The organism is Streptomyces sp. NPDC058307 (genome assembly GCF_042880295.1).
Lineage (GTDB): Bacteria > Actinomycetota > Actinomycetes > Streptomycetales > Streptomycetaceae > Streptomyces.
In genome coordinates this window covers 48,745-62,530 of record NZ_JBHVYZ010000050.1, presented here as the reverse complement: position 1 = coordinate 62,530, position 13,786 = coordinate 48,745, and the positions used below count along the sequence as shown (strand labels likewise).

Sequence of the window (13,786 nt, the reverse complement as noted above, 5' to 3'; positions counted from 1 at the left end):
GGGCGGCAGCTGCCGCCCCGCCCCGCCGGTCCGTCAAACGAGGGCGGCGCCGCAGGCGCTCATCAGAGCAGCTGAACGGGGGGTGCCCAAGCGGGGTCGCGGCCGGTGAAAGCGACCAGCCGGTCCATCGGTGGTGCGCTTGCGTCGATGGGGACTTCGGGGCCGAAGGGCATGCCGGGGCCACGGTATTCCGGCTGGATCACGCCTTCGAGCACGGTGAGGGCATGCTGGCACGTTTGAGGGTCCGGGTTCCATCGCTGGCCGGTCGCACGGGCCAGGTCCCAGCCGTGGCCGAGCGTTTCGATCAACAGCAGGTCGATGACGACGGAGCCCGGATAGGCGCCGCCGAGCAGCGGAACGTTCACGGTATCTGTGGCCAGGCCACCGGCCAGGGCCGATCGGATCGTGGTGGTGAGGTGCGCGATCACGGCACTCGGGTGGTCGGGGCCCGTGAACGCGGACGGGTCGGGCCGGTCGCTGCCGGACGGCTCGGTGAAGGCAGCATCGAAGTAGGTGAGCCAGCCCAGCAGGTGGCGGCGCAACGTGCTCACGTCGAAGTCGTCGCACGGTGTGGGGAGCTTGTCCTGCTCGGGAGTGATGCCGGGGAACTGGTGAGCCAGGTCCTCGAGTACCGCAAAGATCATGGAAGCACTTTCTCTGATAGGTGACTATATCGAGTGTAGTGCACTGTCAAAGGTTCACGGCCGGGCAGGGTCTAGAGTCATGGGGGTGGTGACACAAGAGGCCGGACGGCGGGCCGAATACGCAGCTGAGACCCGTCGAGCGATCCTGCTGGCAGCGCGAACCCTGTTCGTCGAACGGGGCTATTTCGACACCCGGGTGCAGGACATCGCCCGTGCAGCGCGGGTAGCAGCGCCCACCGTCTACGCGGCGGTCGGAGGCAAGAGCGGTGTGCTACGCACACTCATCGAGGACGGGGTCCGCGCCGCTGAGGCCGGCGGCATCCACGAGCGGATCGCTGCGCAAACCGACCCCGGCGCGCTGCTGCGCATGCTCGTGGACGGCACTCGAAGCGAGTTCGAGCTCTGGTCGCCGATCATGCGTCAGGCGATCGCCGCCGCACCCCAGGACGCCGGGATCCGGGAGACCGTCAGCACTGCGCACGACAGTCTGCGCCGCGGATTGCAGGCCACTGCCGCCCGGCTCGCAGAACTGGGCGCACTGCGTGCCGAAGTCACCGTCGAGGAGGCTGCGGACGTGCTCTGGTACTTCCTCGGCAACGCCTCCTACTTCACACTCACCGACGACTGCCACTGGCCGCTCGACCGCTCCGCCGACTGGCTGCACCGAAGCCTCACCGCCGCGCTGCTCGGCACGTAAGGAAATGGCCGGCCAGGACCCCACGCCGTGGTGGGCGCGGCGGCCGCGGACTCCAGGGGGCTGGGCTGGCTTCCCGGTGGAGGCGGTCGGTGGGCCCAGCCGGGGTTCCGGAGTTTTGATCATGCCGGGGAGGCGGAATATCGGCGGCAATGGCCTTGTTGCTCGCCCTTGTTGATCAACAAGGAGGCCCCATGTCTGTGATCCTTCGGCCCCGCGCGCTACGTTCCGGCGACCTCGTGGTCGTTACCGCACCCTCGGGCCAGCTTGAGCCGGGTGAGGAACCACTGCTCGCCCGCGGTGTGGCGATACTGGAGCGGATGGGTTTCCGCGTGCGAGTCAGCCCGATGGTCAACCCGGCGCAGAATCGCTGGTGGGCGTCGGGCACTCCGGCGGAGCAGGCCGCCGAGCTCAATGGTCTGCTCCGTGACCCGAAGGTGCGGGCCATCGTCGCGCATACCGGTGGACAGGCGACCATCGGCTATCTTGATTTGATCGATCTGGACGCGATCCGGGCCGACCCGAAGCCGATCCTCGGCTACAGCGACATCTCGCTGCTGCACATGGCGTTGTACGCCAAGACCGGCCTCGTCGGCTTCCACGCCGACATCGTCACCCACGGTTTCGGCAGCGATTGGTACACGTTGGGCGACAAGGCCCGTCGGTCCGAACTCGTCGACCTCTACGCCCGTGTACTCACCAAGGCCGAGGCGCCGGGCGTACTGCCGGGAACGGGGGCTTGGGAATCCTGGCGGCCGGGCCGCGCGCAGGGACCACTGGTCGGCGGCTTGCTGAACCGCCTGGTCCTACTGCAGACGACGCCATTCGCACTGGCCGCCGAACGGTTCGACGGCGCCGTCTTGTTCTGGGAAGAGCTACAGCGGCCGGTCACGCGGATCTGGAACGACCTGCATGCCTTGCGGCTGTCCGGTGTGCTGGACCGGATCGCGGGCATGGTGGTCGGCATCCCGACCGAGGTCACGCCCTACGAGGGCGGCGGTGACCAGGTCGGTCTGCGCGACGTTGTGCTCGACGTCCTGGCGCAGCGTGACATCCCCGTCCTCGCCCAGGTCGACTTCGGCCACACCTCGCCGAACCTGCCGCTGCCTCTCGGCGTCCGCGCGGACGTGGACGCGGACAACCAAACGCTGTCCCTGCTCGAGTCGGCGGTCGCGGAAAGCTGAGTTCTGTTGGATGTTGACGCCGGCCCGGAGAGCTGCGACCCGTCGGGTTCCGCTTCTCCCGATCGGCCCGTCTGACATGCCCGTCGCGCCGACCTATCCATAAGCTGCTCGACAAGAATGCCCGCAACTACGCAGGTGGGACCGGTCTCAAGTCGTCCCCAGCGCCCCATACACCTGGAGGGCACTGATGAACCTCACCGACTTGCTGGGCTCGGGAAGTGCTTGGTGCAAGCCCCGCAGGCGGTGCGGGTAGACCTCTGCGCGGTGCGTTTTTTCGACTGTTCGGGGCTGAACGCGTTGCTGGAGGGGCGTGAGCAAGCGTCCGCGGCGGGCATCCGCTTCGGGGTGCGGGTGCCGGCCGGCTCGGTCGCGGAGCGCGTCCTCCAGCTCGCCGGAGCCGAGTCCCTCTCTTCGGACATCGAACCGGGAGACCTCATGAACCGGCCGGATTGGCGTGGCGTTTGACGAGGCGGTGACCGTTCTGGAGTCAGCGCGTTGGGCAAGGCGACACGCGTGTATCGGAGCGGTCCCAGGTCTCGCCGGCGTGGGGTTGGGAACCGCCGGGTCTGATGACCGCCCTGTGATGGCAGGTGGCCCCCGGTCTTCCCCTCGAAGGCCGGGGCTGTCGCCCGTGGAGTCCAGGTGGCGATGGGTGAACATCAGTCCAGGTGCTCTCACGGGATGCCGACCGACCCTGTGCGGCGGGACTGCGTAGTACTGCAGTCGTACACCGCAACCTGACGCGGCGTCACCAACGTTGACCGGCTGACTCAGATGGTGAGCGCCGAGCGCATCGGCATCTTACGGATCAGTTGGGTCGTCTTTACGGCTGGGTGCGTCGCTCGGCGGCGTCGAACGCGGGCGCGAGCGGGGCCAGCGTCGCGCGGAGTTGGTCGGGCAGTGAGCCGGAGGGCACGACCAGTCCTCGGACGCCGAAACTCCCGGCGGCCTCTGCGTTCCCGGCCGGCCGGAGCCAGCCTTCCATTGCGATGCGAACGGCAGCGGCCACGCTTGCCGCGAGAACGCGGGCTGTGTGCGCTTCGGCCTCACCCAGGCGTTCGGCGATCACCGCCGTGAGAGGGGGCTCGATGCCGGCGGTGGTATCGAGGAACGCGTCGCGCAGCGCGGTCTGGGTGGTGATCAGCAGCAGCGCCGCGTGTTCGCGCTCGCCGGTGTTCGTGTACTGCTCCACCACTGCTTCGGTGACGGCGTCGGCCAGGCGCACTCCTGCAGGCCGGCCCGCGACCGCCGCCGCGATCCGCGCCTCCCGGTCCGCGGTAACAGCGGAGACGATCGCCTGCTCGCGGCTGGCGAAGTAGTTGTTGTAGGTGCGCGGCGAGACCCCGGCCGCCTCGGCGATGTCCTCCACCCGCACCTGGTCCAGTCCGCGCTCCACGGCCAGCCGCAGAGCCGCCTCGCGTAGCGCCTCGCGCGTGGCCTGCTTCTTCCGCTCCCGCAGCCCTGGTGGTGGTGACGTCACGGCGCCAGCGTTCCACACAAACCTGCGTGGACGCAAACTTACGCGAGCGCAAACTTGCGTGCACGCATTTTTCCTGCCAGCCTCGACCGCCGGGACCGACAGAGAGGACGTCACCATGCGAGCAAGAGGAATGACCTACGACACCGGATTCGTCGTGCACGGCCAGATATCCCGCGAGCACTTCGATCCCGCGGTGGTCCGTCGCGAGTTCGCCATCATCCGCGACGACCTGCACTGCAAGGCGGTCCAGATCATCGGCGGCGATCCCGACCGACTGGAGCTGGCCGCCGGTGTCGCCGCCGAACTCGGCCTGGAGGTCTGGTTCTCTCCCTATCCGCTGGAGCTGGATCCAGAGCAGATCCTCATGCTCTTCCGCGACTGCGCCGCGCGAGCGGAACGGCTCCGGCAGCAGGGGGCCACAGTCGTATTCGTCGCAGGGGTCGAACTGAGCGTGGTGAACCGCGGGTTCCTGCCCGGAGAGAGCCCCGAGAAGAGGGTCGAGCATCTGATGCGCCGGCCCGAGCGGCGGGCCGAAGCAATGCGCGAACTCGGCGTGCACATCAACGCATTCCTCCGCGACGCGGCGGCCACGGTCCGCGAGCACTTCCAGGGCAAGCTCACCTACGCATCCATCCAGTTCGAACAGGTCGACTGGACTCCCTTCGACATCGTGACGTTCGAACTGATCCGCTCCGCCGAAGTCGCCGACCGGTTCCGGCACGCGGTGCGCACCCTGGCCCAAGGCCCGAAGCCGCTCGCCATCACCGGGTTCGGCACGGCCGCCTACCGCGGCGCGGGAGACCGCGGCGGGCGGGTGCTGGAAGTGGTCGAGCACGACCCACAGACCAAGGCCCCTGTACGGCTGAACGGCATATACGAGCGAGACGAGGCCGGCCAGGCCGCATATCTGAGCGAGCTGCTGGAAATCTTCGAGACCGAGGGCGTGGACAGCGCGTTCGTGTTCCTCTTCGCCTTGCCCGGCTACCCGCACCGCCCAGATGGAGACCCCAGGGACGACTTGGACCGGGCCGGGCTGGGCATCGTCAAACTCCTCGAAGGACGCCGGGGGCAGACCTACCCCGACATGGAATGGGAACCCAAGGCCGCCTTCACGGCAGTGGCGCAGCGGTATCGAAGGTGACAGGCACCGCACACAATGACCACGGCTCGGGATCTGCACTGCTCCACTGCGCAGATCCCGAGCAGATGGAAGCGGTTGCTGAACCGCGGCCCGCACCCACCAGATCATCCGGATCTGTGAACGCCAGGGAATCCCGTTCTGGCGGACCGCGCCTATATGGAAGCCGGCCCGTGGGTGACGACGGCCTCAGACGCCCGCCGGGCCGTGATCTCACGCCTAACCAACAGACCGTCAGCGGACTTCCTGCGCTCCCAGGCCGATGCCCCACTGGCATGTGACTTCTTCAAGACCATCACTCTGTCCGGGACACGGCTGTACGTGCTCGCGGTGATCGGGCACGCCGGCCGGCGCACACGCGTCCTGGGCGCGACGGCGCACCCGACCGCCTCCTGGGTGGCGCAGGCCGCGGGAAATCTCGTCATGGATCTCCAGGGCGCCGGCTGCCAGGCCCGCTACGTGATCCGGGACCGGGACGGGAAGTTCCCCGAACTGTTCGACACGATCCTCGCCGACGCGGGGATCGGGGTCGTGCTCAGTGGCATCCGGATCTCCCGCATGAACTCCATCATGGAGAGACGGGTGCAGACCTGCCGCCGTGAACTGCCGGAATGCACCCTGATCTGGAACCAGCGGCATCTCCTCCACGCGCTGCGGGAGTTCGAGCGGTTCTACAACGCGCACCGGCCGCACCAGGGCATCGCGAACGCCTGCCCGCTCCACCCGCTCCCCGAACCGGTCACCGATCACCGATCACCGATCACGATCCGGACGAAATCGCCAGCCTCGACATACATCGAACCGACCGACTCGGTGGCCTCCTTCACGAGTACCAACATGCTGCGTGATCAGGCCGGATGAGGTTTCCGGCAAGGGCAACGGCCCTGCGGGACGACGAGCAGCCAGCCGCCCTGCAACGACTCCTGCGCCCGCGAATTGGGAAGAGGCTTCCAGTCCACCCGGTAACGCCAGCGCTGTACCTTCCGACGCTGCCGCTCACGACGCCGCCACGACGACAAGGCCGGCAACACCGTGTACAGAGCCTCTGCATCTAGCCCCAACTCCTCGGCCACAACCGCCGAGTCCTCGCGCTCGACCGCAGCCGATTCGCTGCAAACCCGGTGGCTGCGCTTCGTGGCCGGCGAGGGAGAGCACTGGAAAGTGCCATCTCCCCCCTGCTCTCGCATACGATCTTGAAGAGTGGTGGAAACAGCAGGTCAAAGCCGCTCAGGGATTCGACCGATGAACTGGCTTATGAAGTTCATCTCGACCAAGGGCTTCATGCCGTTCGTCTGGTACCGCATCGCCCTCGGCATCGTCATCATCGCGCTGGTCACCATGGGCGTGCTGAGCCCCCACGCCGCGGAGTCGGCGGGCTGACCCGCGCGCCCGCCCGACACCCGTGACCCATCGCATACGTTCTGTGTAGCCGTCCGGTAGCGCACTGTCAGTGCTTGCGCCTAGGCTTGTACGCATGTCCCCCGATTCCCTGACCCCTGGTTCCGTACGCTCCGCCGCCGAGGTGAACGAGCAGATCCGGGCGCTCTGGATGCGCGCCGGCGGCACCCTGTCGTCCCAGGAGCGCACGGAGTACGAACTGCTGGTGGTCGAGTGGGCGGCCGCGATCCGCGCCGACATCATCGAGGCGGCCTGAGCCGCACATAGGCCGAAACTCCTTGTACGGCACCGCGGTTGCCTCCGGTAGCCTGCCCGGACCCACCGTCGAGCCTCCCTCGAAGTGAGGTCATGCCATGAGAGCGATCGTCGTGGGCGCGGGCATCGGCGGACTGACCGCGACGCTGAGTCTGCGCCGGGCCGGCCATGACGTGACGCTCGTCGAGCAGTCGCGGCGGCTCACCGAGATCGGCGCCGGCATCCAGCTCGCCCCCAACGCCACCCGTGTCCTGCGCCGTCTCGACCTGCTCGACAACGTTGCCCAACACGCCATGCGCCCGTCTCACATCAGCTTCCGCACCTGGTCCGACGGCTCCGAGATCTGCCGCTATGTCATCGGCCGGGAGGCAGAGGAGGAGTTCGGGGCGCCGTACCTCCAGCTCCACCGGGCCGATCTCCAACGGGCCCTGGCCGCCGCCGTACCGCCCGATGCGCTGCGCCTGGACACCGCCGTCGTGGGGATCGACCAGGACGACAAGGCGGCCCATGTGACCACCGCGAGCGGCGAACGCCTCGACGCCGACCTCGTCGTGGCCGCCGACGGCATCCGCTCCGCCGCCCGCCGGTGGCTCTTCGGCGCGGACGAGGCGGTGTTCTCGCACACCGCCGCCTACCGGGCCCTGCTCCCCGCCGCCGAGGTCGCCGACCTGGACCTCCCGGAGTACGCCGGCTGGCTCGGCCCGGACCGCCACGTCGTCCACTACTGGCTGCGCGGCGGTGAACTCCTCAACTTCGTGGCCGTTTTCGTGACGGACCGGGCGGCCCAGGAGTCGTGGACCGCGCGGGCGGACCCCGGCGAGCAGCTGCGCGCCTTCGCCGGCTGGGACCCCCGGCTGCTGACCGTCCTCGAGCGCGCGGGCCAGGTCTTCCGGTACGGCATCCACACCCGCGCCCCACTCCCCCGCTGGAACGTCGGCCGAATCACCCTGCTCGGCGACAGCGCCCACGCGATGGTGCCCTTCCAGGCCCAGGGCGCGGCCCAGGCCATCATGGACGCGGCCGTGCTCGGCGACTGCCTCACGGACACGGCACCGGACGAGGTGCCCGACGCCCTGGACCGGTACGTGCGCAGACGGGCCCCGGCCGCCACGGCCGTACAGGCAAGTTCCGCGCGTGCGGGCCACGACTACCACGTGCCGGACGGCCCCGAGGCCGAGGCGCGCAACGCCCGCCTGGTCACCCTCGCGGCCGAGAACAGGTTCGGCCCGCACTCGGCCGCCTGGCCGGTCGACGTCCTGGCCGACGGCTGACCGACCCGGCGATCCCCGACCGCCCCCGCCCCGCCCTCCGAATGTCACCGCACGCCCCTTGGCGCGGCACGCGCCATGCCCAACACTGAGCCGATGACGCAGCGTGTGGAGCTCGCGACCGTGATGGACCGGCTGGCCGTGGACGCCCTCGTCACCGACTACGCCGTGGCCGTGGACGACGGTGACTGGGAGGCGTACCGGGGACTGTTCACCGCCGACGGGCGGGCCGACTACCGCTCGGCGGGCGGGATCGAGGGGGACGCGCAGCACGTCGCCGCGTGGCTCGCGGAGAGCCTGCGGCTGTTCTCGATGCGCCAGCATCTGATCGTCAACCGCCGCATCCGGTTCGACGCCGTGGACCAGGACCCCGACACGGCCCACGTCCAGGCCGACTACATCAACCCCATGCGCCTCGCCGACGACACCTCCGCCACCGCCCCCGACTTCGTCTGCGGCGGCCGTTACGCCTTCGCCCTGCTGCGCACGGACGACGGCTGGCGGCTGCGCGAGGTCGTGGTGCGGGAGAAGTGCCGGCGTCTGCCGGACCCCCGGCCCGCACCTGTGATCAACTGATCCGACGCCCTCGGGTGGTCAACCGCACGCAGCACCGGGACCCACACGGGGTAGGAGGCGCCGTATGAACACGTTCGGCCACTGGCTTGCCTCCCCCTGGCGACGCTCCGCCGTCGCCGCGCTGGCGGGCGCCCTCCCCCTCCTCGCGTTCCCGGCACCGTCCCTGTGGTGGTTCGCCTACGTCGCCCTCGTCCCGTGGATCGCGCTGATCCGTTCGGCGCCCACGGCGAAACGGGCGGCGTACGACGGCTGGGCCGGCGGTTTCGGGTTCATGGTGGGGATGCACCACTGGCTGCTGCCGACCCTGAGCGTGTTCATCTTCGTCATCGGCGCCCTGCTCGGCGCGCTGTGGGCCCCGTGGGGCGCGCTGGTCCGGCACTTCCTGGCCGGGACGCCCTCACGCGGCCGGATCGCCGCCGCCCTGGCCGTGCTGCCGTCAGGCTGGCTCGGCATCGAGCTGGTCCGCTCCTGGCAGGGACTCGGCGGCCCCTGGGGCGTGCTCGGCGCCAGCCAGTGGGAGGTGGAACCGGCGCTGCGGCTGGCCTCGGTGGGCGGGGTGTGGCTGGTCAGCTTCCTGCTCGTGGCCGTCAACGTGGCGGTCGCCGTCCTGGTGACGGTCCGCACTTCCCGGGTCCCCGCCGTGGCGGGCCTGGTCGCCACGGCCGCCGTGACCTCGGCGGCCTGGATGTGGTCGCCGCGTCCCGACACGGGGGGCAGCACCCGGATCGCCGTCGTCCAGCCCGGTGTCGTCGACGGCCCCGACCGGCGCTTCGCCCGCGAGGAGCAGCTGACCCGCGATCTCGCAGGGCAGCACGTCGATCTCGTCGTCTGGGGCGAGAGCAGTGTCGGCTTCGACCTCGGGGACCGGCCCGACCTGGCCAAGCGGATCGCGGCCCTCTCCGAGGAGACCGGCGCCGACATCCTCGTCAACGTGGACGCCCGCCGCTCCGACAAGCCCGGCATCTACAAGAGCTCGGTGCTCGTGGGCCCCGGCGGACTCACCGGCGACCGCTACGACAAGATGCGGCTGGTCCCCTTCGGCGAGTACATCCCGGCCCGCTCGCTGCTCGGCTGGGCCACCTCGGTCGGCAAGGCCGCGGGCGAGGACCGCAGGCACGGCTCCCAGCAGGTCGTGATGAACGTCGGCCACGGGCTGAAGGTCGGCCCGATGGTGTGCTTCGAGTCGGCGTTCCCCGACATGAGCCGTCATCTCGCCGAGGACGGCGCCCAGTTGCTGATCGCCCAGTCGTCGACCTCGTCCTTCCAGCAGAGCTGGGCCCCCGGGCAGCACGCCTCGCTCGCCGCCCTGCGCGCCGCCGAGACGGGCCGCCCGATGGTGCACGCGACCCTGACCGGCGTCTCCGCCGTGTACGACGCGAACGGCCGGCGCGTGGGCCGGTGGCTCGGCACCGATGCCAGCGCCTCCCGCGTGTACGACGTACCGCTGGCGACCGGCACGACGCCGTACGTCCGCTTCGGGGACTGGACCGTCCACGCGGCCCTGCTGATCCTCCTGGCGTGGTGCGTCACCGACGGCCTGCGCGTGCTGCGGCTCAGGCGGACCGCTCCAGAACCGCTTGTACCACCCGCTCACACAGCTCATGGGTCGCCAGCGCGTCCCGGGCGCTGAGCACCTTCCCCGCGCGCACGGCGTCGAGGAAGGCGAGCACCGCCTGCTCGATGCCGCGCTGCCGGGCCACCGGCACCCAGTCGCCGCGCCTGCGCACGGTCGGCTGGCCCTTGTGGTCGATCACCTCGGCGAGGTTGAGCACCTGCCGCTTGGTGTCCTGCCCGGACACCTCCAGGATCTCCTCGGCCGAACCGCTGAGCCGGTTCATCACCCCGAGCGCGGTGAAGCCGTCCCCGGCGAGCTGGAGCACGACGTGGTGCAGCAGGCCGTCCGCCACGCGTGCGCGTACCGTCACGTCGTCGACCGGCCCCGGCACCAGGAAGCGCAGGGTGTCCACGACGTGGATGAAGTCGTCGAGGATCATCGCGCGCGGCTCCTCCGGGAGCCCGATCCGGTTCTTCTGCATGAGGATCAGCTCGCGCGGATGGTCGGCGCACTGCGCGTACCCGGGGGCGAAGCGTCGGTTGAAGCCGACGGCCAGACTCACGTTCCGCTGCTCGGCGAGCGCCACCAGCCGTTCCGAGGCGGCGAGTTCGTAGGCGAGCGGCTTGTCGACGTACGTCGGTACGCCCGCCTCCAGCAACCGCTCGACGATCTCGGGGTGCACGCTCGTCGGCGCGTGCACGAACGCGGCGTCGAGGTCCTGGGCGAGCAGCGAGTCGAGGTCCCGGTGCCGTTGCCCCTCGGGCAGGTGGAGCCCGTCGGCGACCCGGGTCAGGGTGGCCGGGGTCCGCGTCTGCACGTGCAGTTCGACGCCGGGCCGGCCGCCGAGCACCGGCAGATACGCCTTCTGCGCGATGTCACCGAGTCCGATGCAGCCGACCTTCACGTGGACTCCTCCAGGTTGTCCGGCCAGGGCCTTGCCGGAAGCATACGGCGGCGGCTGCGAACCCCGGTCGGCGGCCGGGAATTCGCTGGTGGTGAGGGGTGAGGTGGGTCAGGATGCGAGCATGACGACTCAGCGCCCCGAACCCGCGACCACCGCCGACGAACGCAGCATGCTGGAGGGCTGGCTGGACTACCACCGGAGCACCCTCGCCTGGAAGTGCGAAGGCCTGACCGACGCCCAGCTCAGGACCGCCTCGGTGGAGCCCTCCACGCTGTCCCTGATGGGCCTGGTACGGCACATGGCGGAGGTGGAGCGCAGCTGGTTCCGCCGGGTCCTGACCGACGAGGACGCGGGGCCGATCTACTACAGCGAGGCCGACCCGGACGGCGAGTTCCGTCTCACCGAGTCCGACACCTGGCAGGAGGCCTACGGCACCTGGCAGGCCGAGATCGACAAGAGCCGGGAGAACGCGGCCCGCTTCGGCCTGGACGACGTCACCGTGGGCAAGCACCGCCGCACCGGTGAGCGGTTCAACCTGCGCTGGCTCTACACCCACATGATCGAGGAGTACGCCCGGCACAACGGCCACGCCGACCTGATCCGCGAGCGCATCGACGGTGCCACCGGCGACTGACGTCAGCACCGGGAGGCGGGAGCACACCGTACGGGGACGGAGATCACCCGTGCGGGGCAACCTCCGCTCGTCCGCTGTCGCCAAGGCCGCCCGAACCAGCAGAGTGACGTGGGTGCATCGAACCACGACTACCGCAACGCTCCTGGTCACCGTGGCTGTCTCGGCCCTCACCGGCTGTGTGACAGTCCAGCGTCCACCCGTGTCGGGGCCGCCCCCGACGACGGCACCGTCGCAGCCGCCGGGGCCGGTGGACGCCCGTCCGGACGGTCAGGCGGAGCCGCAGATCGTGCAGGCCCCGGCCCAGGAGGCGCTGTCCATGATCGGCCCGTCCCCGTCCTCGAAGCCGGGAAGAGCCGCGCCGCGCGACGACAGGGCCCCGGGGGCCGCGGCGGCTCCCGCGCAGCCGCGGGACCGACAGCCGGCGCACGCGCATCCGGCGCACCCCGAGCGCCCCGGGCGCCGGGCCCACCCGGAGCCGTGGCACCCGGGCTCCTCGCACCACCGGCAGCCGCGCGTCGAGATCCCGGACGTGGCCAGGTCGGTTCCCAAGTCGGTTCCCAAGGGGGCGAAGGACGTCTGCGCGCTCGGCAGGAAGTACGGCCGCTGGCAGGAGGGCAGCCCCGAAAGGGTCATCTGCGAGCAGACCTACGGACGGTGAGACCCCCAGGTCTCAGGGCCGCTGCCGCGGCGGCCCCCACCGTCCGTCACCGCCGGATCCCCCGTCGCCGAGTCGCAGCTCCAGTCTGCTGATCGCCGCCCGCACGCCGTGGCTGTAGCTGTCCTCCCCCAGGACGTCCGCCGCCCTGCGGGCCCGGCGCAGATGGGTGCGGGCGGCGTCCGCGCGGGCGAGCCGCACATAGTCGGCGGCGAGGTTGAGGTGCAGCGTGGGATACAGGGCGCGCACGGCGAGCGCGCTCTCGTGCCGGGCCGGCCGGTCGTCGGTGAGTTCCTCGGCGGCCGTCAACGCCCTGAGGTCCCAGGCGAGTTCGTCGCAGGGGTCGTCCTGGGCGTCGGCCATGTAGTGGGCCAGGGTACAGCGGTGCAGCGGGTCGCCGTCCTCGCCGATCTCCGCCCACAGGGCCAGGAAGCGGTGGCGGGCCTCCTCCCGGTCCCCCGCGTGACACAGCATGACGACCTGCCCGATCCGTGTCATCACGGCATCCGGCGCCGTCTGCTCCTGTCGCTCCGTCACACGTCCTCCATGCCCCTGGCCGACTGTCGTCGCTGTTCCTTCGACGCTAGCCGCCGCCACTGACAATCCCGGTCAGGCGGGACCGGGCCGGGTCGGTGCGGCACCGGCCCGGTCGCCGGTGGAGGGGTCAGCCGAGGTTCGGGATCGTCCAGTCGACGGGCTCGTGGCCCTGCCGGGCGATCGCCTCGTTGATCTGCGTGAACGGGCGGGAGCCGAAGAACTTCTTCGCCGACAGCGGGGAGGGGTGCGCACCCTTGACCACCACGTGCCGGCTCTCGTCGATCAGGGGGAGCTTCTTCTGCGCGTAGTTGCCCCACAGCACGAAGACCGCCGGGTCGGGCCGCTCGGCCACCGCGCGGATCACCGCGTCGGTGAACTTCTCCCAGCCCTTGCCCTTGTGGGAGTTGGCCTCACCGGCACGGACCGTGAGCACCGCGTTGAGCAGCAGGACGCCCTGTCGGGCCCACGGCATGAGGTAGCCGTTGTCCGGGATCTCCAGGCCCAGCTCCTCCTTCATCTCCTTGTAGATGTTCCGGAGGGAGGGCGGGGTCCTGACGCCCGGGCGGACCGAGAAGCACAGCCCGTGTCCCTGGCCCTCGCCGTGGTACGGGTCCTGACCGAGGATGAGGACCTTCACCCGGTCGTACGGCGTCGCGTCGAGGGCGGCGAAGACCTCCTCGCGCGGCGGATAGACGGGACCCCTCGCCCGCTCGTCCTCGACGAACTCCGTCAGCTCCTTGAAGTACGGCTGCTGCAGTTCGTCGCCCAGAACCCCGCGCCAGGACTCGGGCAGCATGGCGATGTCGGTCACGTCAATTCCTCACGATGTGCGGTCACTTGCAGACTTCAGAACCTACAGGCGGC

General features: G+C 70.1%; 17 protein-coding genes and 2 pseudogenes. 13 read left to right on the top strand and 6 right to left on the bottom strand.

Annotated elements, in window-relative coordinates; all coding sequences use genetic code 11:
• Positions 1–62 precede the first annotated feature (62 nt).
• Entirely contained in the window at positions 63–644 is a 582-nt protein-coding gene (locus tag ACFVYN_RS29965; protein ID WP_390003969.1) for a TIGR03086 family metal-binding protein, read from the bottom strand.
• A gap of 79 nt (positions 645–723) precedes the next feature.
• Between ACFVYN_RS29965 and ACFVYN_RS29960 the strand changes: the two genes are divergently transcribed.
• The 3 genes from ACFVYN_RS29960 (at position 724) to ACFVYN_RS29950 (ending at position 2,987) form a co-directional block, all read left to right on the top strand.
• A complete protein-coding gene (locus tag ACFVYN_RS29960) occupies positions 724–1,341 on the top strand; it encodes a TetR/AcrR family transcriptional regulator (RefSeq protein ID WP_390003967.1) in 618 nt (205 codons plus the stop codon).
• A 191-nt stretch (positions 1,342–1,532) separates the two neighbouring features.
• Positions 1,533–2,522 (top strand): LD-carboxypeptidase, encoded by a 990-nt coding sequence (locus tag ACFVYN_RS29955; protein WP_390003964.1) that lies wholly within the window; start codon positions 1,533–1,535, stop codon positions 2,520–2,522.
• A 225-nt stretch (positions 2,523–2,747) separates the two neighbouring features.
• A complete protein-coding gene (locus ACFVYN_RS29950; RefSeq protein WP_390003961.1) occupies positions 2,748–2,987 on the top strand; it encodes an STAS domain-containing protein in 240 nt (79 codons plus the stop codon).
• 358 nt (positions 2,988–3,345) lie between these two features.
• Here the strand turns inward: ACFVYN_RS29950 and ACFVYN_RS29945 are convergent, their stop codons facing one another.
• The gene (locus ACFVYN_RS29945) at positions 3,346–4,002 is read right to left on the bottom strand and encodes a TetR/AcrR family transcriptional regulator (RefSeq protein ID WP_390003958.1); all 657 of its coding nucleotides are present in this window, start codon (positions 4,000–4,002) and stop codon (positions 3,346–3,348) included.
• Between the two features lie 130 nt (positions 4,003–4,132).
• Here ACFVYN_RS29945 and ACFVYN_RS29940 point away from each other — a divergent pair, with 130 nt between their 5' ends.
• The 3 genes and pseudogenes from ACFVYN_RS29940 to ACFVYN_RS29930 all read left to right on the top strand — a co-directional run bounded on the left by ACFVYN_RS29940 (position 4,133) and on the right by ACFVYN_RS29930 (position 6,001).
• Positions 4,133–5,143, top strand: coding sequence for a hypothetical protein (locus ACFVYN_RS29940; RefSeq protein WP_390003977.1), 1,011 nt, complete (start codon positions 4,133–4,135; stop codon positions 5,141–5,143).
• Positions 5,144–5,225: 82 nt separating this feature from the next.
• A pseudogene (locus ACFVYN_RS29935) lies at positions 5,226–5,379 on the top strand (IS5/IS1182 family transposase); the annotation flags it as partial.
• 184 nt (positions 5,380–5,563) lie between these two features.
• On the top strand, positions 5,564–6,001 hold the full coding sequence (locus tag ACFVYN_RS29930) for an integrase core domain-containing protein (protein ID WP_390003974.1): 438 nt from the start codon (positions 5,564–5,566) through the stop codon (positions 5,999–6,001).
• Here ACFVYN_RS29930 and ACFVYN_RS29925 read toward each other — a convergent pair.
• Positions 5,989–6,327 (bottom strand): hypothetical protein, encoded by a 339-nt coding sequence (locus ACFVYN_RS29925; protein WP_390003956.1) that lies wholly within the window; start codon positions 6,325–6,327, stop codon positions 5,989–5,991. The genes ACFVYN_RS29930 and ACFVYN_RS29925 overlap by 13 nt on opposite strands.
• 61 nt (positions 6,328–6,388) lie before the next feature.
• On the opposite strand from ACFVYN_RS29925, the pseudogene ACFVYN_RS29920 reads away from it, so the two are divergent.
• The 5 genes and pseudogenes from ACFVYN_RS29920 to lnt form a co-directional block, all read left to right on the top strand.
• A pseudogene (locus tag ACFVYN_RS29920) lies at positions 6,389–6,520 on the top strand (undecaprenyl-diphosphatase); the annotation flags it as partial.
• A gap of 94 nt (positions 6,521–6,614) precedes the next feature.
• Positions 6,615–6,794: a hypothetical protein gene (locus tag ACFVYN_RS29915; protein WP_390003954.1), complete on the top strand. Its 180-nt coding sequence runs from the start codon at positions 6,615–6,617 to the stop codon at positions 6,792–6,794.
• Positions 6,795–6,891: 97 nt separating this feature from the next.
• Entirely contained in the window at positions 6,892–8,064 is a 1,173-nt protein-coding gene (locus tag ACFVYN_RS29910) for an FAD-dependent monooxygenase (protein ID WP_390003952.1), read from the top strand.
• Positions 8,065–8,157: 93 nt separating this feature from the next.
• The gene (locus ACFVYN_RS29905) at positions 8,158–8,637 is read left to right on the top strand and encodes a nuclear transport factor 2 family protein (RefSeq protein WP_390003949.1); all 480 of its coding nucleotides are present in this window, start codon (positions 8,158–8,160) and stop codon (positions 8,635–8,637) included.
• Positions 8,638–8,701: 64 nt separating this feature from the next.
• Positions 8,702–10,267 (top strand): apolipoprotein N-acyltransferase, encoded by a 1,566-nt coding sequence (lnt, locus tag ACFVYN_RS29900; RefSeq protein WP_390003946.1) that lies wholly within the window; start codon positions 8,702–8,704, stop codon positions 10,265–10,267.
• Here the strand turns inward: lnt and ACFVYN_RS29895 are convergent.
• Positions 10,191–11,096 (bottom strand): Gfo/Idh/MocA family protein, encoded by a 906-nt coding sequence (locus ACFVYN_RS29895; RefSeq protein ID WP_390003942.1) that lies wholly within the window; start codon positions 11,094–11,096, stop codon positions 10,191–10,193. The genes lnt and ACFVYN_RS29895 overlap by 77 nt on opposite strands.
• A 121-nt stretch (positions 11,097–11,217) precedes the next feature.
• Between ACFVYN_RS29895 and ACFVYN_RS29890 the strand changes: the two genes are divergently transcribed.
• Complete coding sequence (locus ACFVYN_RS29890) at positions 11,218–11,730, top strand: DinB family protein (protein ID WP_390003940.1); 513 nt, start codon at positions 11,218–11,220, stop codon at positions 11,728–11,730.
• Between the two features lie 199 nt (positions 11,731–11,929).
• Positions 11,930–12,388 (top strand): hypothetical protein, encoded by a 459-nt coding sequence (locus tag ACFVYN_RS29885; protein WP_390003938.1) that lies wholly within the window; start codon positions 11,930–11,932, stop codon positions 12,386–12,388.
• A 12-nt stretch (positions 12,389–12,400) separates the two neighbouring features.
• Here the strand turns inward: ACFVYN_RS29885 and ACFVYN_RS29880 are convergent, their stop codons facing one another.
• Together ACFVYN_RS29880 and ACFVYN_RS29875 are read right to left on the bottom strand one after the other, a co-directional pair.
• A complete protein-coding gene (locus ACFVYN_RS29880; RefSeq protein ID WP_390003935.1) occupies positions 12,401–12,922 on the bottom strand; it encodes a hypothetical protein in 522 nt (173 codons plus the stop codon).
• A gap of 127 nt (positions 12,923–13,049) precedes the next feature.
• Complete coding sequence (locus ACFVYN_RS29875) at positions 13,050–13,733, bottom strand: uracil-DNA glycosylase (RefSeq protein ID WP_390003932.1); 684 nt, start codon at positions 13,731–13,733, stop codon at positions 13,050–13,052.
• Positions 13,734–13,786 lie beyond the last annotated feature (53 nt).